Source organism: Micromonospora sicca, from assembly GCF_003172935.1.
Taxonomy (GTDB): Bacteria; Actinomycetota; Actinomycetes; order Mycobacteriales; family Micromonosporaceae; genus Micromonospora; species Micromonospora sicca.
On the sequence record NZ_QGKS01000269.1, the window covers coordinates 1 to 16842 of the forward strand.

General features: G+C 70.9%; 9 protein-coding genes and 2 pseudogenes. 3 read left to right on the plus strand and 8 right to left on the minus strand.

The window, feature by feature from the left end; translation table 11 throughout:
* The 4 genes and pseudogenes from DKT69_RS39075 to DKT69_RS21435 all read right to left on the minus strand — a co-directional run.
* A pseudogene (locus DKT69_RS39075) lies at positions 1-648 on the minus strand (hypothetical protein); the annotation flags it as partial.
* A 324-nt stretch (positions 649-972) separates the two neighbouring features.
* Entirely contained in the window at positions 973-3075 is a 2103-nt protein-coding gene (gene glgB, locus DKT69_RS21425) for a 1,4-alpha-glucan branching protein GlgB (protein WP_109803308.1), read from the minus strand.
* Positions 3063-5192, minus strand: a complete 2130-nt coding sequence (locus tag DKT69_RS21430) for an alpha-1,4-glucan--maltose-1-phosphate maltosyltransferase (protein WP_109803309.1) — start codon at positions 5190-5192, stop codon at positions 3063-3065. The genes glgB and DKT69_RS21430 overlap by 13 nt, the downstream gene beginning before the upstream one ends.
* Positions 5193-5211: 19 nt before the next feature.
* Entirely contained in the window at positions 5212-6354 is a 1143-nt protein-coding gene (locus DKT69_RS21435) for an RNA-guided endonuclease InsQ/TnpB family protein (protein ID WP_201749780.1), read from the minus strand.
* 227 nt (positions 6355-6581) lie between these two features.
* Between DKT69_RS21435 and DKT69_RS41170 the strand changes: the two are divergent.
* A pseudogene (locus DKT69_RS41170) lies at positions 6582-6650 on the plus strand (AbrB/MazE/SpoVT family DNA-binding domain-containing protein); the annotation flags it as partial.
* Positions 6651-6851: 201 nt separating this feature from the next.
* On the opposite strand, the gene DKT69_RS21445 reads toward DKT69_RS41170, so the two are convergent.
* Positions 6852-7964: an ISAs1 family transposase gene (locus DKT69_RS21445; protein ID WP_161557916.1), complete on the minus strand. Its 1113-nt coding sequence runs from the start codon at positions 7962-7964 to the stop codon at positions 6852-6854.
* 242 nt (positions 7965-8206) lie between these two features.
* Entirely contained in the window at positions 8207-9415 is a 1209-nt protein-coding gene (gene glgA, locus DKT69_RS21450) for a glycogen synthase (protein ID WP_109803311.1), read from the minus strand.
* Between the two features lie 55 nt (positions 9416-9470).
* Between glgA and glgC the strand changes: the two genes are divergently transcribed.
* Complete coding sequence (glgC, locus tag DKT69_RS21455) at positions 9471-10721, plus strand: glucose-1-phosphate adenylyltransferase (protein ID WP_109803312.1); 1251 nt, start codon at positions 9471-9473, stop codon at positions 10719-10721.
* A gap of 50 nt (positions 10722-10771) precedes the next feature.
* The gene (pgm, locus tag DKT69_RS21460) at positions 10772-12415 is read left to right on the plus strand and encodes a phosphoglucomutase (alpha-D-glucose-1,6-bisphosphate-dependent) (RefSeq protein ID WP_109803313.1); all 1644 of its coding nucleotides are present in this window, start codon (positions 10772-10774) and stop codon (positions 12413-12415) included.
* Between the two features lie 33 nt (positions 12416-12448).
* On the opposite strand, the gene DKT69_RS21465 is transcribed toward pgm, so the two are convergent.
* Together DKT69_RS21465 and DKT69_RS21470 are read right to left on the minus strand one after the other, a co-directional pair.
* Positions 12449-13363, minus strand: coding sequence for an NAD(+)/NADH kinase (locus DKT69_RS21465; RefSeq protein ID WP_438361852.1), 915 nt, complete (start codon positions 13361-13363; stop codon positions 12449-12451).
* Positions 13364-13464: 101 nt separating this feature from the next.
* The gene (locus DKT69_RS21470) at positions 13465-16575 is read right to left on the minus strand and encodes a M14 family metallopeptidase (protein ID WP_109803315.1); all 3111 of its coding nucleotides are present in this window, start codon (positions 16573-16575) and stop codon (positions 13465-13467) included.
* Positions 16576-16842 lie beyond the last annotated feature (267 nt).

Genomic DNA, 16842 nt, shown 5'->3' on the forward strand with positions numbered 1-16842 from the left:
GTCCTGGGCCGCGCCGTCGTCCTGGGCCGCGCCGTCGTCCTGGGCCGCGCCGTCGTCCTGGGCCGCGCCGTCGTCCTGGGCCGCGCCGTCGTCCTGGGCCGCGCCGTCGTCCTGGGCCGCGCCGTCGTCCTGGGCCGCGCCGGCCTGGGCGGCGCCCTGCGCGACACTCTGCAGACCGCCGACGAGCCCGGCGAGCCGCTTCATCCGGGCTTCGGTGGCCGCCGGATCGACCAGTTGACCCGACCTCTCACCGCTCATCTCCTGGGTGATTGCCCACGCCTGATCCAACTGTTTCGACATGGCCGCCTCCCACGGGGCGCTCGGACAGGCCGCCCCGGCCACGTCCACGGTCGCGGCGCAGCCGGCCGCCGCCCGGCGCTGCTGGATGAGGTCGACCACGGACTGCCGGTTGGCGATCCGGGCCGCCGAGTTCGCGTCCGGGTTCCGCCGCTGGTCGGCGATGAAGGTCAGGTTGTTGCGCAGGGCCGTGTCCAGGCCCTGGCAGTTCTCCGCCGCTTGGCCCGTCCCGGTGGCCACCGCGAAGGCCGCGCCGGCGGTCAACGCCAGCGCGACCCCGCCGGCGATCTTCCGGTTCCGGGACGAAGCCGCCGTCCCGCGTCTCCTGGTTGTGCCCCTGCTCCACGCCATCGAAGCTCCTCCGCCTCGTCGTCCACGGGTGTCCGGCATCCGGTCAGCGGTACGGGCGGTCCACGCGACCGGTTCACCGCAGCACGACGCCAGAGCGCGCAATTCAACTGAGCGTGACGAATCAAGGCTTGATCATCTACGGAAGGTAGTGGTCGCCTTCGTCAGGTGCGGAGGGCAATATGCCTGTCAGGCATATTTATGACTCACAGGCATACCGCTCGCCGGAGCCACATCAGCGGCAGGGGCCACGGCGAGGCGGTGCGCCACGTCCGCGGGCCGCGCCACGCGGAGGAGGCGCGCCACGAACCGCTCCGACGGCAGTGCTCAGTCGCGGCGCAGCCAGAGCACGCCGAGCGGGGGCACCCGCAGCGGCGCCGAGGCGACCATCCCGTGCCAGGGAACGTCCTGGGCGTGCACCGCGCCGAGGTTGCCCACCCCCGAGCCGCCGTAGTGGTGCGCGTCGGTGTTGATCATCTCGGTCCAGGTGCCGCCGGCCGGCAGGCCGACCCGGTAGTCCTCCAGCGGCAGGGCGGAGAAGTTTGCCACGCAGACCAGGGTCGCGCCGTCCGGGGCGATCCGGATGAACGAGACGGTGTTGTTGGCGACGTCGTCCCCGGCGATCCAGCGGAACCCGGACGGCTCGGTGTCCTGCGCCCAGAGCGCCGGGGTGGCCCGGTACGCGGTGTTGAGGTCGGCCACGAGACGCTGCACACCGGCCCGGGCCGGGTCGTGGGTGAGGTACCAGTCGAGGCCGCGTTCCTCGCTCCACTCCCGGTCGTCGGCCAGCTCGCAGCCCATGAAGAGCAACTGCTTGCCCGGGTGCGCCCACATGTACGCCAGCAGCGCCCGCACGTTGGCCAGCTTCTGCCAGGTGTCGCCGGGCATCTTGCCGACCAGCGAGCCCTTGCCGTGCACCACCTCGTCGTGGCTGATCGGCAGCACGTAGTTCTCGCTCCAGGCGTACGCCAGGGAGAAGGTGAGCTGGTGGTGGTGATGCTGCCGGTAGATCGGGTCCTTCGAGGCGTAGAGCAGGGTGTCGTGCATCCAGCCCATGTTCCACTTGAAGCCGAAGCCCAGCCCGCCCTCGGCGGTGGGGCGGGTGACGCCCGGCCAGGCGGTGGACTCTTCGGCGACCATCACCACCCCGGCGTGGTGCTTGTAGACGGTGGCGTTCACCTCCTGGAGGAAGGCGATCGCCTCCAGGTTCTCCCGGCCGCCGTGCACGTTGGGAGCCCACTGCCCCTCCTGGCGGGAGTAGTCGAGGTAGAGCATCGAGGCGACCGCGTCGACCCGCAGCCCGTCGACGTGGAACTCCGCCAGCCAGTAGAGGGCGTTGGCGACGAGGAAGTTGCGCACCTCGCGGCGGCCGAAGTCGAAGACGTACGTACCCCAGTCGGGGTGCTCGCCGCGGCGCGGGTCGGGGTGCTCGTAGAGCGGGGTGCCGTCGAAGCGGGCGAGGGCCCACTCGTCCTTCGGGAAGTGTGCGGGCACCCAGTCCAGGATGACGCCGATGCCGGCCTGGTGCAGCCGGTCCACCAGGTGGCGGAAGTCGTCCGGGTCGCCGAAGCGGGACGTCGGTGCGTAGTAGCCGGTCACCTGGTAGCCCCAGGAGCCGCCGAACGGGTGCTCCATCACCGGCAGGAACTCGACGTGGGTGAAGCCCATCTCCGTGACGTACGCGGTGAGCTGCTCGGCCAGCTCCCGGTAACCGAGGCCCGGCCGCCACGAGCCGAGGTGCACCTCGTAGACGCTCATCGGCTCCTGGTGCGGGGCCCGCCGCGCCCGCCGCTCCAGCCAGAGCGCGTCGGACCACTCGTACGTCGAGTGGTGCACCACCGAGGCGGTGGCCGGCGGCACCTCCGCGTACGCCGCGAGGGGGTCGGCCTTGTCCCGCCAGTGCCCGTCGGCGCCGAGGACGCGGTACTTGTAGCGGGCGCCCACGTGCGCGTCGGGCACGAAGATCTCCCACACCCCGCTGGCACCGAGGGAGCGCATCGGCCAGCCGTCGTCCGGCCCCCAGCCGCTGAAGTCGCCGACCACCCGCACCCCGCGCGCGTTCGGCGCCCAGACGGTGAACGCGACGCCCTCGTCGAAGACCCGCGCGCCGAGCGCCTCCCAGAGCCGCTCGTGCCGCCCCTCGCCGATCAGGTGCAGGTCCAGATCGCCGAGGGTGGGCGGGTAGCGGTACGGGTCGTCGTGGGTGGCGCCGTCCACCTCGACCCGGTAGTCGAGCACCGTGCCCGGCACGACGGTCTCGAAGACGCCGACGTCGTGCACCCGCTTCGTCGGGTGCCGCTCGTCGCCGACGAGGATCGCCACCTCGGCGGCGCCCCGGCGCATGGTGCGGATGGTGGTGCGCCCGTCGGCGGGGTGCGCGCCGAGGACGGCGTGCGGGTCGTGCGTCTCGCCGGCGATCAGCTGGTCCATCGTGCGTCGTCCTTCGCAGCCGGTGCGGTCGGGGCGGTGCCGCCCGAGAGGTCGGCGGGTACGTCTTCGACGGTCAGCTGCGGCGCCGCCGGCACGGCCGGTTCCGGGCCGGTCGCGGCCGGGCGGCGGACCGTCAGCACGTGTGCGGGCTGCAGGTACGGGTCGAGCCGGACCGCGTTGCGCTGGCCCCAGTCGTAGCTGGCGCCGGTCAGCTCGTCGCGCACGGTGAACCGCTCGTGCCAGTCGAAGCCGAGCGCCGGCATGTCCAGGGTGGTGTTGCCCCACTGGACGGTGTGCGAGTCGAACGAGCAGATCACGATCACCGTGTTGCCGGTCTCCGGGTCGTGCTTGGACCAGCAGAGCAGCGCCGGGTTGTCGATGTCGTGGAAGCGCAGGTTACGCAGCTGGTGCAGGGCCGGGTTGTCCCGGCGGACCCGGTTGAGGGTGGCGATGAAGGGCGCGAGGGACCGGCCGTGCGCCTGGGCGCCCGCCCAGTCCCGGGGGCGCAGCTCGTACTTCTCGTTGTCCAGGTACTCCTCGGCGCCGGGGCGGGCGACGTGCTCGAAGAGCTCGTAGCCGGCGTAGATGCCCCAGGACGGGGAGAGCAGCGCGGCCAGCACCGCCCGGATCTTGAACATCGGCGGGCCGCCGTGCTGCAACGACTCGTGCAGGATGTCCGGGGTGTTGGGCCAGAAGTTCGGTCGCATGTAGTCGGCCGCGGCGACCAGTTCCGCGCAGTACGCCCGCATCTCGGCCGCGGACGTGCGCCAGGTGAAGTAGGTGTACGACTGGGTGAAGCCGATCTTGCCGAGCCCGTGCATGATCGCCGGCCGGGTGAACGCCTCGGCCAGGAACAGCACGTCCGGGTCGACCTTCTTCACCTCCCGGATCAGCCAGTGCCAGAAGTCGAACGGCTTGGTGTGCGGGTTGTCCACCCGGAAGATCCGGATGCCCTCGCCGACCCAGTGCAGCACCACCCGCAGCACCTCGGCCCGGATGCCCTCCGGGTCGTTGTCGAAGTTCAGCGGGTAGATGTCCTGGTACTTCTTCGGCGGGTTCTCCGCGTACGCGATGCTGCCGTCGGCCCGGGTGGTGAACCACTCCGGGTGCTCGGTCACCCAGGGGTGGTCCGGGGCGCACTGCAACGCCAGGTCCATCGCCACCTCCAGGCCCTGCTCGGCGGCGGCGGCGATGAACTCGCGGAAGTCCGCCGGCGTACCCAGGTCGGGGTGGATGGCGTCGTGGCCGCCCTCGGCGGCGCCGATCGCCCACGGCGAGCCGACGTCGTCCGGCCCGGCGGTGAGCGAGTTGTTGCGGCCCTTGCGGTTGACCCGGCCGATCGGGTGGATCGGCGGCAGGTAGAGCACGTCGAAGCCCATGGCGGCGACGCCGGGCAGCCGGTCCGTCGCGGTGGCGAAGGTGCCCGACCGCGCCGGGGCGTCGACGGTGGCCGGGACGGCGCCCTCGGAGCGGGGGAAGAACTCGTACCAGGCGGAGAAGAGCGCCCGGGGGCGGTCCACCCAGAGCCGGTGCTCCTCGCCGGTGGTAACCAGCTCCCGCACCGGGTGGTCCCAGAGCAGGTCGGCCAGGTCGAGGGCGGGGGCGACCCGCCGGGGCAGCGGAAGCCTGGCGTCGCGCAGCGCCGTCGCCGCCGCGCGGACCCGCTTCCGGTCGACGGCCGGGACCAGCTCGAGCGCCGCCTCCAGCACCCGGGCGCCCTCGGCCAGGTCGTTGGCCAGCTCGGCCGCGCCCTGGCCGGCGGCGATCTTCTTGGTGACCGCGTTCTGCCAGGTCAGGTACGGGTCCTGGAAGGCCTCGACGGTGAACACCCAGTCGCCGACCGCGTCGGGCCGGATGGTGGCGTGCCAGCGGTCCTGCCCGGGCTCGCCGGGGCGCATCCGGGTGAACGGGCGGGCCGCGCCGTCCGGGCCGAGCCAGACCACGTTGCAGCCGAGCGCGTCATGGCCCTCGCGGTACGCGCGCGCCGACACTGGCACGAGCTCACCCACCACCGCCTTGGCCGGATAGCGTCCGCAGGAGACGACGGGGGAGACGTCTTCGATCGGGAACCGTCCATTGGCGCTCCCCCTGCTAAAGCCGAGGGATTCCTGGTTCATCAACGGATGCCTCCTTGCTCTAGGAGCGAGGCGGTCTCACTCCGTCTCCGCAGGCAGACACGGCCAGCCCGGCCGCCAAGATGGCCCTCGCCGCATTGATGTCGCGGTCGTGGCGCGCGCCGCAACGGCACGTCCACTCTCTGACGTTCAGCGGCAGCTTCTCCGCGATCGCTCCGCAGGCCGAGCAGGTCTTGCTGCTCGGGTAGAACCGGTCGATCGCGATCACCTCGCGGCCGTACCAGGCCGCCTTGTACTCCAACTGCCTTCGTAGCTCCGACCACGCCGCGTCCGAGATCGCACGGGAGAGGGAGTGGTTGCGGATCATGTTGCGGACACTCAAGTCCTCGATGACCACCGTTTGGTTCTCGCGGATGATCTTCGTGGACAGCTTGTGCAGCGCATCGCGGCGACGATCCCAGATCCGACCACAAATCTTCGCCACCTTCGCCCGCGCCTTGGCTCGGTTCGCGGAGCCCTTCTTCTTGCGTGACAAGGTACGTTGGGCGCGGGACAATTTCTCGCTGTCTCGCCGTTCGTGTCGCGGGTTGGCGATCTTCTTCCCGGTCGACAGCGTGACCAGAGATGCAATACCAAGGTCGATCCCGACTGCGGCGTCGGTCGCCGGGCCTTCGTGAACCGTCGTCTCGACCAGGATTGAGATGTGGTACTGGCCGCGGGAATTCCGCGACACGGTTACCTGCGACGGCACCGCGGTGTGTGGTAGCGGTCGGGACCACACGATTCGCAACGGCTGGTCTTGCTTCGCAAGGGTGATCTTGCCATCCCGGTAGGTGAAGCAGTTGCGGAAGTACGTGGCTGAGTCGGTCGTCTTGCCTTTCTTCTTGAACGTCGGGTACTTCGCGCGTTTGTTCCAAAAGTTTACGTACGCGGCCTGCAGGTTCCGCAGCGTCGCCTGCAGCGGGCCCTTCGAAGGCTCGGCCAGCCAAGCCGTTTCCGGTTCTCGCTTCCACCCCGTTAGCCACCGGTCTGCCTCGGCGTGCGTGACGCGGCGCTGTTCCTGTATCCACACCCGCGAGCGTTCGGCGAGTGCCCGGTTGTAGACGTAACGCACGCAGCCGAACGTGCGAGCGAGCTGCTCGGCCTGGTCGGGACTGGGGTAGAAGCGGTAGCGGTACGCTCGCTTCACCACCCGCTCGCCCACGGGTGACAGAATAGTGCACCGTCCTGTCACGCCTTTCGTAATGGTCTGCGTCCGGCCAACGGCCGGAGCCTACGCGCTACGCCCGTGGGCCACCGGTCCAACCTACTGCGCGAGATCGCTTCGCGCTCGGCTCAGCTGGCAATGGTTCATGCACAGGCGGTCGGGGTGGGGTCACGCTTGAGGCAGGTACGACACGCGTTCGGTGTGGCAGTGGAATGAGGAGCGCGATGAAACTGAACAGCAAGGGTCAAGTGACTATCCCGGACGCCCTGCGCGCTCGGCACGGGCTGCACCAGCCCGACGAAGTCGACGTGGTGGACGATGGCGGCGCGCTGCGGATCGTGCGGGTGGGCGGGGACAAGAGCCGGGGCAGCGACTCGTGCGCCACATGCGCGGCCGCGGCGGCGCCAAGCAGACCGAACACATGTCCACCGACGAGCTGATGGAGCTGCTCACACCCGAGGGGTGACCCCCAGGGGCAAAGCAAAGTCAGTTGATCATGGTCGGGATGCTTTGAGCAGGGCGGGGATGAGCGTCTTGTTGCCGTGGTTGCGTTCCAGCACCTGCTTGATCTTGGTGTGTCCGGCGAGTCGGATGAGTCCGAGGGCGAGGTTGCGCAGCAGGGCCATGCCGTGGGCGGCGTGGCCGGTGTAGGCGTGCTGGTGGTCTTCGGCGAACAGGACGTCGCGCACCCAGTGGATCTTGTTTTCGATGCCCCAGTGTTCGCGGACGTAACCGGCGAGCTGGCCGGCAGTGGCGTCATCGGCGCTCAGGCTGGTGATGCCGTGGATGATCTCTTTGCTGATGCGCTGGCCGGACAGGTTGTAGGTGTCGCGGCGTAGCCGGAAGACCTGTGCGGCGGCGGGGAAGTCGACACCGTCGGCGTCGGCGGTCCACATCCACCGCCGGATGATCATCCCGTTGCGGTGTTCTTCCTCGACGTGTGTGGCGGTGTCGGCAGTCGCGGTGGGCACCCGGTTCCAGATGGCGGCCAGCAGGGAAGGCTTGTTGCCCTTGACGGTGAACACGTAGTCGGCGCCCCGGCCGGTGAGGTATTCGGCGGTGTCCCGGTTGGGATGGGCGGCGTCGGCGGTGACGACCATCCCGGCGACCTGGATCGGGCCCAGCAGCGCTTCGATCTGGGTCACTTCGGTGGTGTCGGCGGGGACCTGGACCTGCCCGATGACCACGGCCGTGTCGTGCCGCATCGCCGAGAACAGCTTCGCGTCCGGGGATGCGCCGCCGCCGGAGTTGCGGACCGTCTTACCGTCCACTGCCAGTCCCACGCCCAACCGTCCGCCGTCGGGGATGAGCCGGGCGGCCATCCACCGGCAGACCAGCAGGTCAACAGCGGGAGCGTCGATAGCCTCGACCAGCCGACGAATTGTGTCCCGGCTCGGCGTCAACCGCACCCCCAACACCGGATGGGCGCGGGCACCCGCAGCGGCCAGGAACGCCTGCGGCATCTCCGCGACCCGGTCGGCGGCCTGCCGGAAGTTACCCGCCCCGCACAGCACCGCCAACACCATCAGCGTCAACACCGCCGCGCATCGATGCCGCACCCCCCGCCGCTTACGCGGATCCCTCACCAGCGCGAACAGCTCGACCAACGACGTCACATCAGACAAATCACGATCGCCGCAGGCGATGATGCCCGCGACCGGGACGTGCGAGACTGCCACAAGCGGCCTTTCTTGACGGAGATGATGGCTTCAGCACCTTCATCCTCCACAAAGGAAGGCCGCGCCCATCGGCCGCCCTAGACACCGCGACCCGATGACCCCGACCAGCACAAACCATGATCAACTAACTTTGCTTCGCCCCTGGGGTGACCCCCGGGCCGGGAACGGCGTCAGCCGGCTGCACCCACCGACCGGTACACCTCCAGGGTCCGCTCCGCGATCGTGTCCCAGGAGAAATGCTCGACGGCCCGCCGCCGGCCCGCCCGGCCCAACTCGGCCGCCCGCGCCGGGTCGGCCAGCAGCTCGTTGATGGTCGCGGCGAGGTCGGCGACGAAGCGCTCCGGGTCCAGCGGCCGGCCGCTGCCGTCGGTCGCCTGCTCGATGGGGACCAGCAGGCCGGTCTCGTCGTCGGCGACCACCTCGGGGATGCCGCCGGTGGCGGTGGCCACCACCGCCGTCTCGCAGGCCATCGCCTCCAGGTTCACGATGCCCATCGGCTCGTAGACCGACGGGCAGACGAAGATCGTGGCGTGCGTCAGCACCTGGATCACCTCGTGCTTGGGCAGCATCTCGGCCACCCAGACCACCCCGGACCGCTTGGCCCGCAGCTCGGCGACCAGCCCCTCCACCTCGGCGGCGATCTCCGGGGTGTCCGGTGCGCCGGCGAGCAGCACCAGCTGGGTGTCGGCCGGCAGCTCCCGGGCGGCCCGCAGCAGGTAGGGCAGCCCCTTCTGCCTGGTGATCCGCCCGACGTACACCACGCTCGGGCGGGCCGGGTCGATGCCGAGCCGGTCCAGCACGTCGGTGTTCGGGTCCGGGGTGTACTGGGCGGTGTCGATGCCGTTGTAGACCACCCGGACCTTGTCGGGGTTCACCTCCGGGTACGCGGTCAGCACGTCGCGGCGCATGCCGGCGCTCACCGCGATGATCGCGTCGGCGGCCTCCACCGCCGTGCGCTCGCACCAGGAGGAGAGCGCGTAGCCGCCGCCGAGCTGCTCGGCCTTCCACGGCCGCAGCGGCTCCAGGCTGTGCGCGGTCACCACGTGGGGCACCCCGTGCAGCAGCTTCGCGGTGTGCCCGGCCAGGTTGGCGTACCAGGTGTGGCTGTGCACCACGTCGGTGCCGGCGCAGCCGGCCGCCATCTCCAGGTCCACGCCCATCGTGCGCAGCGCGGCGTTCGCGCCGGTCAGGCCGGGCGGCTCGGCGTACGCGGTGACACCCGGCTCGGTGCGCGGCAGGCCGAAGCAGTGCACCCGGACGTCGGCGAGCCGGCGCAGCTCCCGGGCCAGGTACTCGACGTGCACCCCGGCGCCGCCGTACACCTCCGGCGGATACTCCCGGGTGAGCAGGTCAACGCGCAGGCGAGCGGAATCGGTCATGCCCCCGCACCCTAGTGCAGAAGTCCGTCCGTACGAGTGGTGAAGTCGCAGCCGGATGGATAGCGTTCGTGACATGGCTGCCAAGGTGCTCGCGATCGTCCTGGCCGGCGGGGAGGGCAAGCGCCTGATGCCCCTGACCACCGACCGGGCGAAACCGGCCGTCCCCTTCGGCGGGATGTACCGCATGGTCGACTTCGTCCTCTCCAACCTGGCCAACGCCGGTTTTCTGAAGATCGTCGTGCTGACCCAGTACAAGTCCCACTCGCTGGACCGGCACATCACCCAGACCTGGCGGATGTCGACCATGCTCGGCAACTACGTGACCCCGGTGCCGGCGCAGCAGCGCCGCGGCCCGTGGTGGTTCGCCGGCTCGGCCGACGCCATCTACCAGAGCTTCAACCTGATCAACGACGAGCAGCCGGAGTACGTGATCGTCTTCGGCGCCGACCACATCTACCGGATGGACCCGCGGCAGATGGTGGACGACCACATCGCCTCCGGCGCCGCGGTGACGGTCGCCGGCATCCGCCAGCCGCTGTCCATGGCCGACCAGTTCGGGGTGATCGAGGTCGGCGAGGACGGGCGGCGGATCCGGGCGTTCCGCGAGAAGCCCACCGACGCGGTCGGGCTGCCCGACGCGCCGGACCAGATCTACGCCTCGATGGGCAACTACGTCTTCAGCACCGGTGCGCTGTGCGAGGCCGTCGAGCGCGACGCGGAGGACAAGACCAGCAAGCACGACATGGGCGGCAGCATCATCCCGATGCTGGTCGAGCGGGGCGAGGCCAACGTCTACGACTTCAAGGACAACGAGGTGCCCGGCAGCACCGACCGGGATCGCGGCTACTGGCGCGACGTGGGGACGCTGGACTCCTTCTACGACGCGCACATGGACCTGATCAACGTGCACCCGGTGTTCAACCTCTACAACTTCGACTGGCCGATCTACAGCATGCAGCCGCCGTACCCGCCGGCGAAGTTCGTCCACCAGTGGGGCGAGCGGGTCGGCCGCGCGGTCGGCTCGATGGTCTCGCCGGGCGCGGTGGTCTCCGGCTCGCTGGTGGAGAACTCGATCGTCTCGCCGAAGGTGAAGGTGCACTCCTGGGCGCACGTGGACGGCGCGGTGCTCATGGAGGGTGTCGAGATCGGCCGGCACGCGGTGGTCCGCCGGGCCATCCTGGACAAGAACGTGTACGTCCCGGAGGGCGCCGAGATCGGCGTCGACCTGGAGAAGGACCGCCAGCGCTACACCGTCTCCGACAACGGCATCGTCGTCATCGGCAAGGGTCAGCGCGTCGAGCCCTGAGCCCCGCCCGTCAACGCAGAACCGCAGCAACCCGTCAGGAGGTCCCAGCAGTGGCCCATCCCCGTGCCGGCCAGCCCGCCCAGCCCGCCGACCTGGTCGACGTGCCCCGGCTGGTGACCGCCTACTACGCCGAGCACCCGGATCCGGCGGACCCGGCGCAGCAGGTCTCCTTCGGCACGTCCGGGCACCGCGGGTCGAGCCTGAAGAACGCCTTCAACGAGGACCACATCCTCGCGGTCACCCAGGCGCTCTGCGACTACCGGCGTGAGCAGGGCCTCGACGGGCCGCTCTTCCTGGCCCGGGACACCCACGCGCTCTCCGCCCCGGCCGAGGTCAGCGCGCTGGAGGTGCTCGCCGCCAACGACGTCACCGTGCTGGTGGACAGCCGGGACGGCTACACCCCGACCCCGGCCGCCTCGCACGCGATCCTCACCCACAACCGGGGCCGTACGAGCGGGCTCGCCGACGGCATTGTGATCACTCCCTCGCACAACCCGCCCGACGACGGCGGGTTCAAGTACAACCCGACCAACGGCGGCCCCGCCGACACGGACGTCACGAAGTGGATCCAGGACCGGGCCAACGCGATCCTCGCCGCCGGACTCAAGGAGGTGAAGCGCGTCCCGTACGCCCGGGCGCGCGCCGCCGACACCACCGGGACGTACGACTTCCTCGCCCACTACGTCGACGACCTGCCCGCCGCGATCGACATCGACGCCGTCCGGGACGCGGGGGTGCGCATCGGCGCCGACCCGCTCGGCGGGGCCAGCGTCGCCTACTGGGGGGAGATCGCCGAGCGGCACCGCTTGGACCTCACGGTGATCAACCCGCTGGTCGACCCGACCTGGCGCTTCATGACCCTGGACGGCGACGGCAAGATCCGGATGGACTGCTCCTCGCCGAACGCGATGGCGTCGCTGATCGCGGCCCGCGACAAGTACCAGGTCTCCACCGGCAACGACGCCGACGCCGACCGGCACGGCATCGTCACCCCGGACGGTGGGCTGATGAACCCGAACCACTACCTGGCGGTGGCGATCGGCCACCTCTTCCGCACCCGGGCGGACTGGGGCCCGGACGCGGCGGTCGGCAAGACCCTGGTCTCCTCCTCCATGATCGACCGGGTGGCCGCCGACCTGGGCCGTCCGCTGCTGGAGGTGCCGGTCGGCTTCAAGTGGTTCGTGCCGGGGCTGCTCGACGGGGCGGTCGGCTTCGGCGGCGAGGAGAGCGCGGGCGCGTCGTTCCTGCGCCGCGACGGCAGCACCTGGACCACCGACAAGGACGGCATCCTGCTCTGCCTGCTCGCCTCGGAGATCATCGCGACCACCGGGCGGAGCCCCAGCGAGCACTGGGTCGAGCTGGCCGGGCGCTTCGGCGCGCCCACGTACGCCCGGATCGACGCCCCGGCCAGCCGGGAGCAGAAGGCGGTGCTGGCGAAGCTCTCCCCGGAGCAGGTGACCGTGACCGAGCTGGCCGGCGAGCCGATCACCGCCACCCTCACCACCGCCCCCGGCAACGGCGCGCCGATCGGCGGCCTCAAGGTGACCACCAGCTCCGGCTGGTTCGCCGCCCGCCCCTCCGGCACCGAGGACGTCTACAAGATCTACGCCGAGTCGTTCCAGGGCCCCGAGCATCTGGCCCGCATCCAGGAGGAGGCCAAGTCCCTGGTCGACGGGGTGCTCGCGCAGGCCTAGCGGGGCCGGCGCGGCCCGTCGGGCCGGGACCGGTCAGCAGGGTGGCTCCAGCTCGCGCTGGTTGCGCTCCCGCCGCAGTTCCTCCGGGAGCAGCTCGCGCAGCTGGTCGGGGAGGAACGGCAGGTCGAGCAGGCTCAGCTTCAACTGGTTGCGCTCCTGATAGCGCAGCGGGTCGAAGCGGACCACCAGGCCGGCGTCCCGGCGGTAGCTGATGTCCACGGTGCCCTCGGTCGCCGCGTCCCGGAACACCCGCCCGTCCATCTCGACGGCCACTGCCGCCGAGTTCGGCTCCAGCTCCAGCCGGATCTTCTCCTCCGAGGCGAGCACCACCGCGCGGGAGATGCCGGCCATCGGCGCCGACGGCGTGACCACCACCGCGTTCGCCGCCGGGGAGACCAGCGGGCCGCCCGCGGCGTAGCTGTACGCCGTCGAGCCCGTCGGCGTGCTGACCACCAGGGCGTCGCAGCGGTAGTAGCCGTACCGTTGGCCGTCCACAGCCAGGGTGGCGGTGACGAAGCCGGAGCCGGGCTGGCGGACCAGCGCGATGTCGTTGAAGGCCACCACGTCGTCGCCGCACACGTCGCAGGCCAGGCAGGCGTGGGACTCGACGGTGAAGTCCTTCGACAGCAGCCGGCTCAGCGCCTCCGGCAGGTCCGGCGGCTCGACCTCCACCAGGAAGCCGACCCGCCCCAGGTGCACCCCGAGCACCGGCTTCGGGTCCCGCACTGCGGAGCGCAGCGCGCCCAGCATGGTGCCGTCCCCGCCGATGCTGATCAGCGCGTCCGCCCGGGTGGCCACCTCCTCGGCGGGGACCGGTTCGACGCTGGACGGCACCCGGTGCGCGTCCTCCGCGCGCACCATCAACGTCTTGCGGTGGCGCGCCGCCCACCGCTCGATGATCGCGACCACCTCGGAGACGTCCCGGGTGGGGTGCAGCACCAGTCCCAGCCCCGCCACCCGTACAGCTCACCACATCGGCGTCGGACGCGCCGGACGTACCGGAAGGTGCGCCGGCGGTGGCTCCACCGCCGGCGCACCCCCGCGGACCGCTACCGGCGCGGCGCGCCGGTCAGGTGGGTCAGCGACCGGGCGACCAGGTCGTCCCGGGCCGCCGGGGCCAGCCCCTCCAGGCCGAAGCCGAGATAGACGCTGTCGGCGGTGACCACCGCCGAGCCCTCCTCGAACGCCTGCTGGCTGCGCGTCCAGTCGTTCGGGGCGCCGGCGGACCCGGCCGGCGGGCCGGCCACCGTCCAGCCGCCCAGGTCGGCCGTCTCGAACGAGGTCTCCGAGACCACCGTCCCGTCGGCGATCACCCGGGCGTCGTCGAGGAACACGCCGAGACCCTGGGTGCCCCAGTCGGAGACGTACGAGATGGAGAGCTCGACCTTCTTGCCCGCGTACGCCGACAGGTCGACGGCGAATTCCTGCCACCCGCCGGACGCGCCGGTGGCCGCGTTCCAGGTGCCGGTGCTGCCCGTGGGGGAGCAGTCGGCGCCCTGGTAGTGGCCGAGGAACGGGTGCAGCTGCGCCACCCAGCCGGACTGGCAGCTCTCCCCGGTCGCCGTGCCGGTGTGCCCGTTGAGGTCGGGCAGCGTGGTCCACTGGTCGCTGCCCACCTCGTGCGCCTCGACGATCAGGAAGTCCCAGTCCTGTTCGACGTCGTACGAGGTGAAGAAGCGCAACTGGCCCGCGGACGCCGCGGTCAGGTCGACGGTCCGGGTGAGCCGCTTGTACGACTCGTCGGCCCGGCCGCTGTACAGGTACCAGTCACCGGTCCGCGGGTCGAACGGCGCCGCGCCCGGCCGCGCCCAGTCCACCGCCGCGGAGCTGGCGAACTGCGGGAACTGCTCCGGCGGCAGGAAGCTCGAGGTGGTGAGGAACGAGGCGGTGTGGTCCTGGTTGCCGGCCGACCCGGCCGCGTTGAGCTGCCCCTCGAAGCCGGCGAACGCTCCGTCGGAGCCGCGCACCGGGTACGGGTCGCCGTCCGGGTCGGTGCCGCCGTCGCTGACGTAGTTGTACGCCCCCAGGTAGTACTGCTGGAAGTCGTTGAGCAGCGGCAGGCACGCCACATCATCCGGGTCGGTGCACTCCGGGGGCGCGCCCGGCCGGTAGACGTACGAGCCGTTGGCGCCCTGGGCGAAGAGCGCGTACTTGCCGCTGACCAGCACCTTGCCGCCCTCGTTGAGGTAGTCCCGGACGGCCAGTTCGGTGGTGAGCGCGGCCTCGGCGGCGGTGCCGCCGACCTGGCCCGGGGCGCGGAGGATGATGTCGTCCCCGGTCTCCCAGACCACCGCCGCGTAGTGCGACAGCACGCCGAGCGGATGCGGCGCCCGCCGGCCCATCGCGTCGAAGTCGTAGACGTCGGCGTGGTGGCCGGCGGCCTCGACGGAGGCGGCGATCTGGCCGGCGTACTTCGCGGTGGTGGCGTTCTGCGCGGGGCTCAGCCCGGTCACGTCCTCCGCCGCGAGCACCAGCACGTCACCGCCGATGTCGGCGTGCACCCGGTAGGTGAAGTGCTCGCTGGCCACCGGACCCTTGCGGGGCTTGACCCCGGTGAACCAGACCTCCACCCGGTCGCCCGGTTTCGTGCCGGTCACCGTGCCGCGCAGCTCCGCGTAGTAGTCGTCGTTGGTGTCGCCGTACCGCTCCCCGCCGCGCCACTCGCGGACCTGGACCGTCTTCGGCCGGCCGCCGTTGACCACGTAGTGCATCCGGACGTCCTTCAGCGCCCGCCGGGTGATCGAGGCGACCTGCTGCGTCCGCCCGTACGAGGTGTCGAAGGCGTCCACCCGGAAGTCCGGGGTGCTCCGGCCCACCACCGACACCGGGTCGTCCGGGTCGGCCGCCGACTTCGCCACCGCGAGGGCGAAGGGCAGGTTCTTCGTCACCTCCGCGGAGATCAGCTTCTCGTCGTCGGGGAAGATGAAGCCGCTAACGCAGTCCTCCGGCCGCCACTGGTCGTCCGGGTCGGAGGCGGCGGCCGTCTGGCAGGTGGACATCTCGGGGGTGAAGCCGAGGGTGCCGTACCGGACGTGGGCGTGCGAGTCGGTGTCGCCGTTGGTGGTGTACAGCTCGGCGGAGATGTCCGGGTCGTAGCCGGGCACCGCCGGGCGGGCGTCGTCGCCGGCCATCGCCTCGTAGATGACGTCGTCCGGGGTCGGCGTGCTGACCTGCCAGCCCACGCCGTACAGCAGCAGCTGCGCGGCGGAGTGGTAGTTGACGAAGAACTCGAAGCCGACCCGCTGGAAGAGCCGGTCCAGGGCCTTGGTCTCCGGCTCCGAGTTGGGCCCGGCGCCGCGGTAGGTGTCGCTGTTCGGCTCGGGTGACGAGCCCTCGTCGTCGTACCCCCACTTGAAGGCGAAGTTGCGGTTCAGGTCGACGCCGTCCGCGCTGGTGATCTGGCCGTCGCCGTCGTTGTCCCGCAGGTTCTTGCGCCACAGCCGGTTGCCCGGGGTGAAGGTGTGGTCGTAGCCGTCGGGGTTGGCCACCGGCAGGAACCACAGCTCGGTGGTGTTCACCAGCCGGGTGATCTCCGCGTCCGTGCCGTAGTTGTCCAGCACGTGGTGCAGCAGCCGACGGGTCATCTCCGGGGTGATCCACTCCCGGGCGTGCTGGGTGCTGGCGTAGAGCACCGCGGGACGCTTCCCGTCCGCGACCGTCCGGGCGTTCTTCGTGACCTTGACGGCGAGGATCGGCTGCCCCTGCACCGTACGGCCGAGCGTCTCCACCTTGGCCAGCCCGGGGAACCGGGCGGCGGTGGCGGTGAGTTCGTCCCGGATGCCGCCGGGCTCGCTGTACGAGCGGAACGCCTGCCAGCCGGCGGCGGCCTGCTCGCGCAGCGCCTGCGAGGCGTCCTTGCCGTGCACCTTCTTCACGCTCAGCGGGACGCCCTGGCCGGTGAGCCGGGCCGCCTCCCGCCGGGTGAGCACGGTCTCGATCGTGGTGCTGCCGTTCGCGCCAGCGGACCGGTGGTCCTCGTCCAGGTCGACGCCGGCGGCCCGCAGCCGGTCGAGCTGCTCGGCGTTGACCGTGCCGACGTACACCTCCAAGCTGTCGCGGCCGCCCGGATCGGACGGTGGCCTCGCGCTCGCCGGTGCGGTCAGCGCCATCGCGCCGACCAGAGTGAACACGCCGGCGATCGCCAGCCGTGTCGGTCTCATCGCGCCCCCTTTGGTGGAAGGACCTGTAGGCGCGAGCTTTCAGGCGCGAATCATCCATGTCAATCATTCGATCCAGCTTTCCCCTACTCAATGTGGAGGGGCGGACGCGCACTGTCGCGAGCGGCATAACTATGTCCGTTTTTGCACGTTAGACCCTCGGCAGCGAACGGAGGATCCGCTCACGCAACGGCGGACCGGGCCGGCAACGGGAGCGACCGTGGACATTGTGCTGAGCGGGGGTGCCACGTGCACGTCGTGATCATGGCA

Bases quoted from the DNA above. Each gene is read 5' to 3' on its own strand.
- glgB (WP_109803308.1), bottom strand. From the start codon at position 3,075: ATGGACCAGCTGATCGCCGGCGAGACGCACGACCCGCACGCCGTCCTC.
- DKT69_RS21430 (WP_109803309.1), bottom strand. From the start codon at position 5,192: ATGAACCAGGAATCCCTCGGCTTTAGCAGGGGGAGCGCCAATGGACGG.
- glgC (WP_109803312.1), top strand. From the start codon at position 9,471: ATGGATAGCGTTCGTGACATGGCTGCCAAGGTGCTCGCGATCGTCCTG.
- glgA (WP_109803311.1), bottom strand. From the start codon at position 9,415: ATGACCGATTCCGCTCGCCTGCGCGTTGACCTGCTCACCCGGGAGTAT.
- DKT69_RS21470 (WP_109803315.1), bottom strand. From the start codon at position 16,575: ATGAGACCGACACGGCTGGCGATCGCCGGCGTGTTCACTCTGGTCGGC.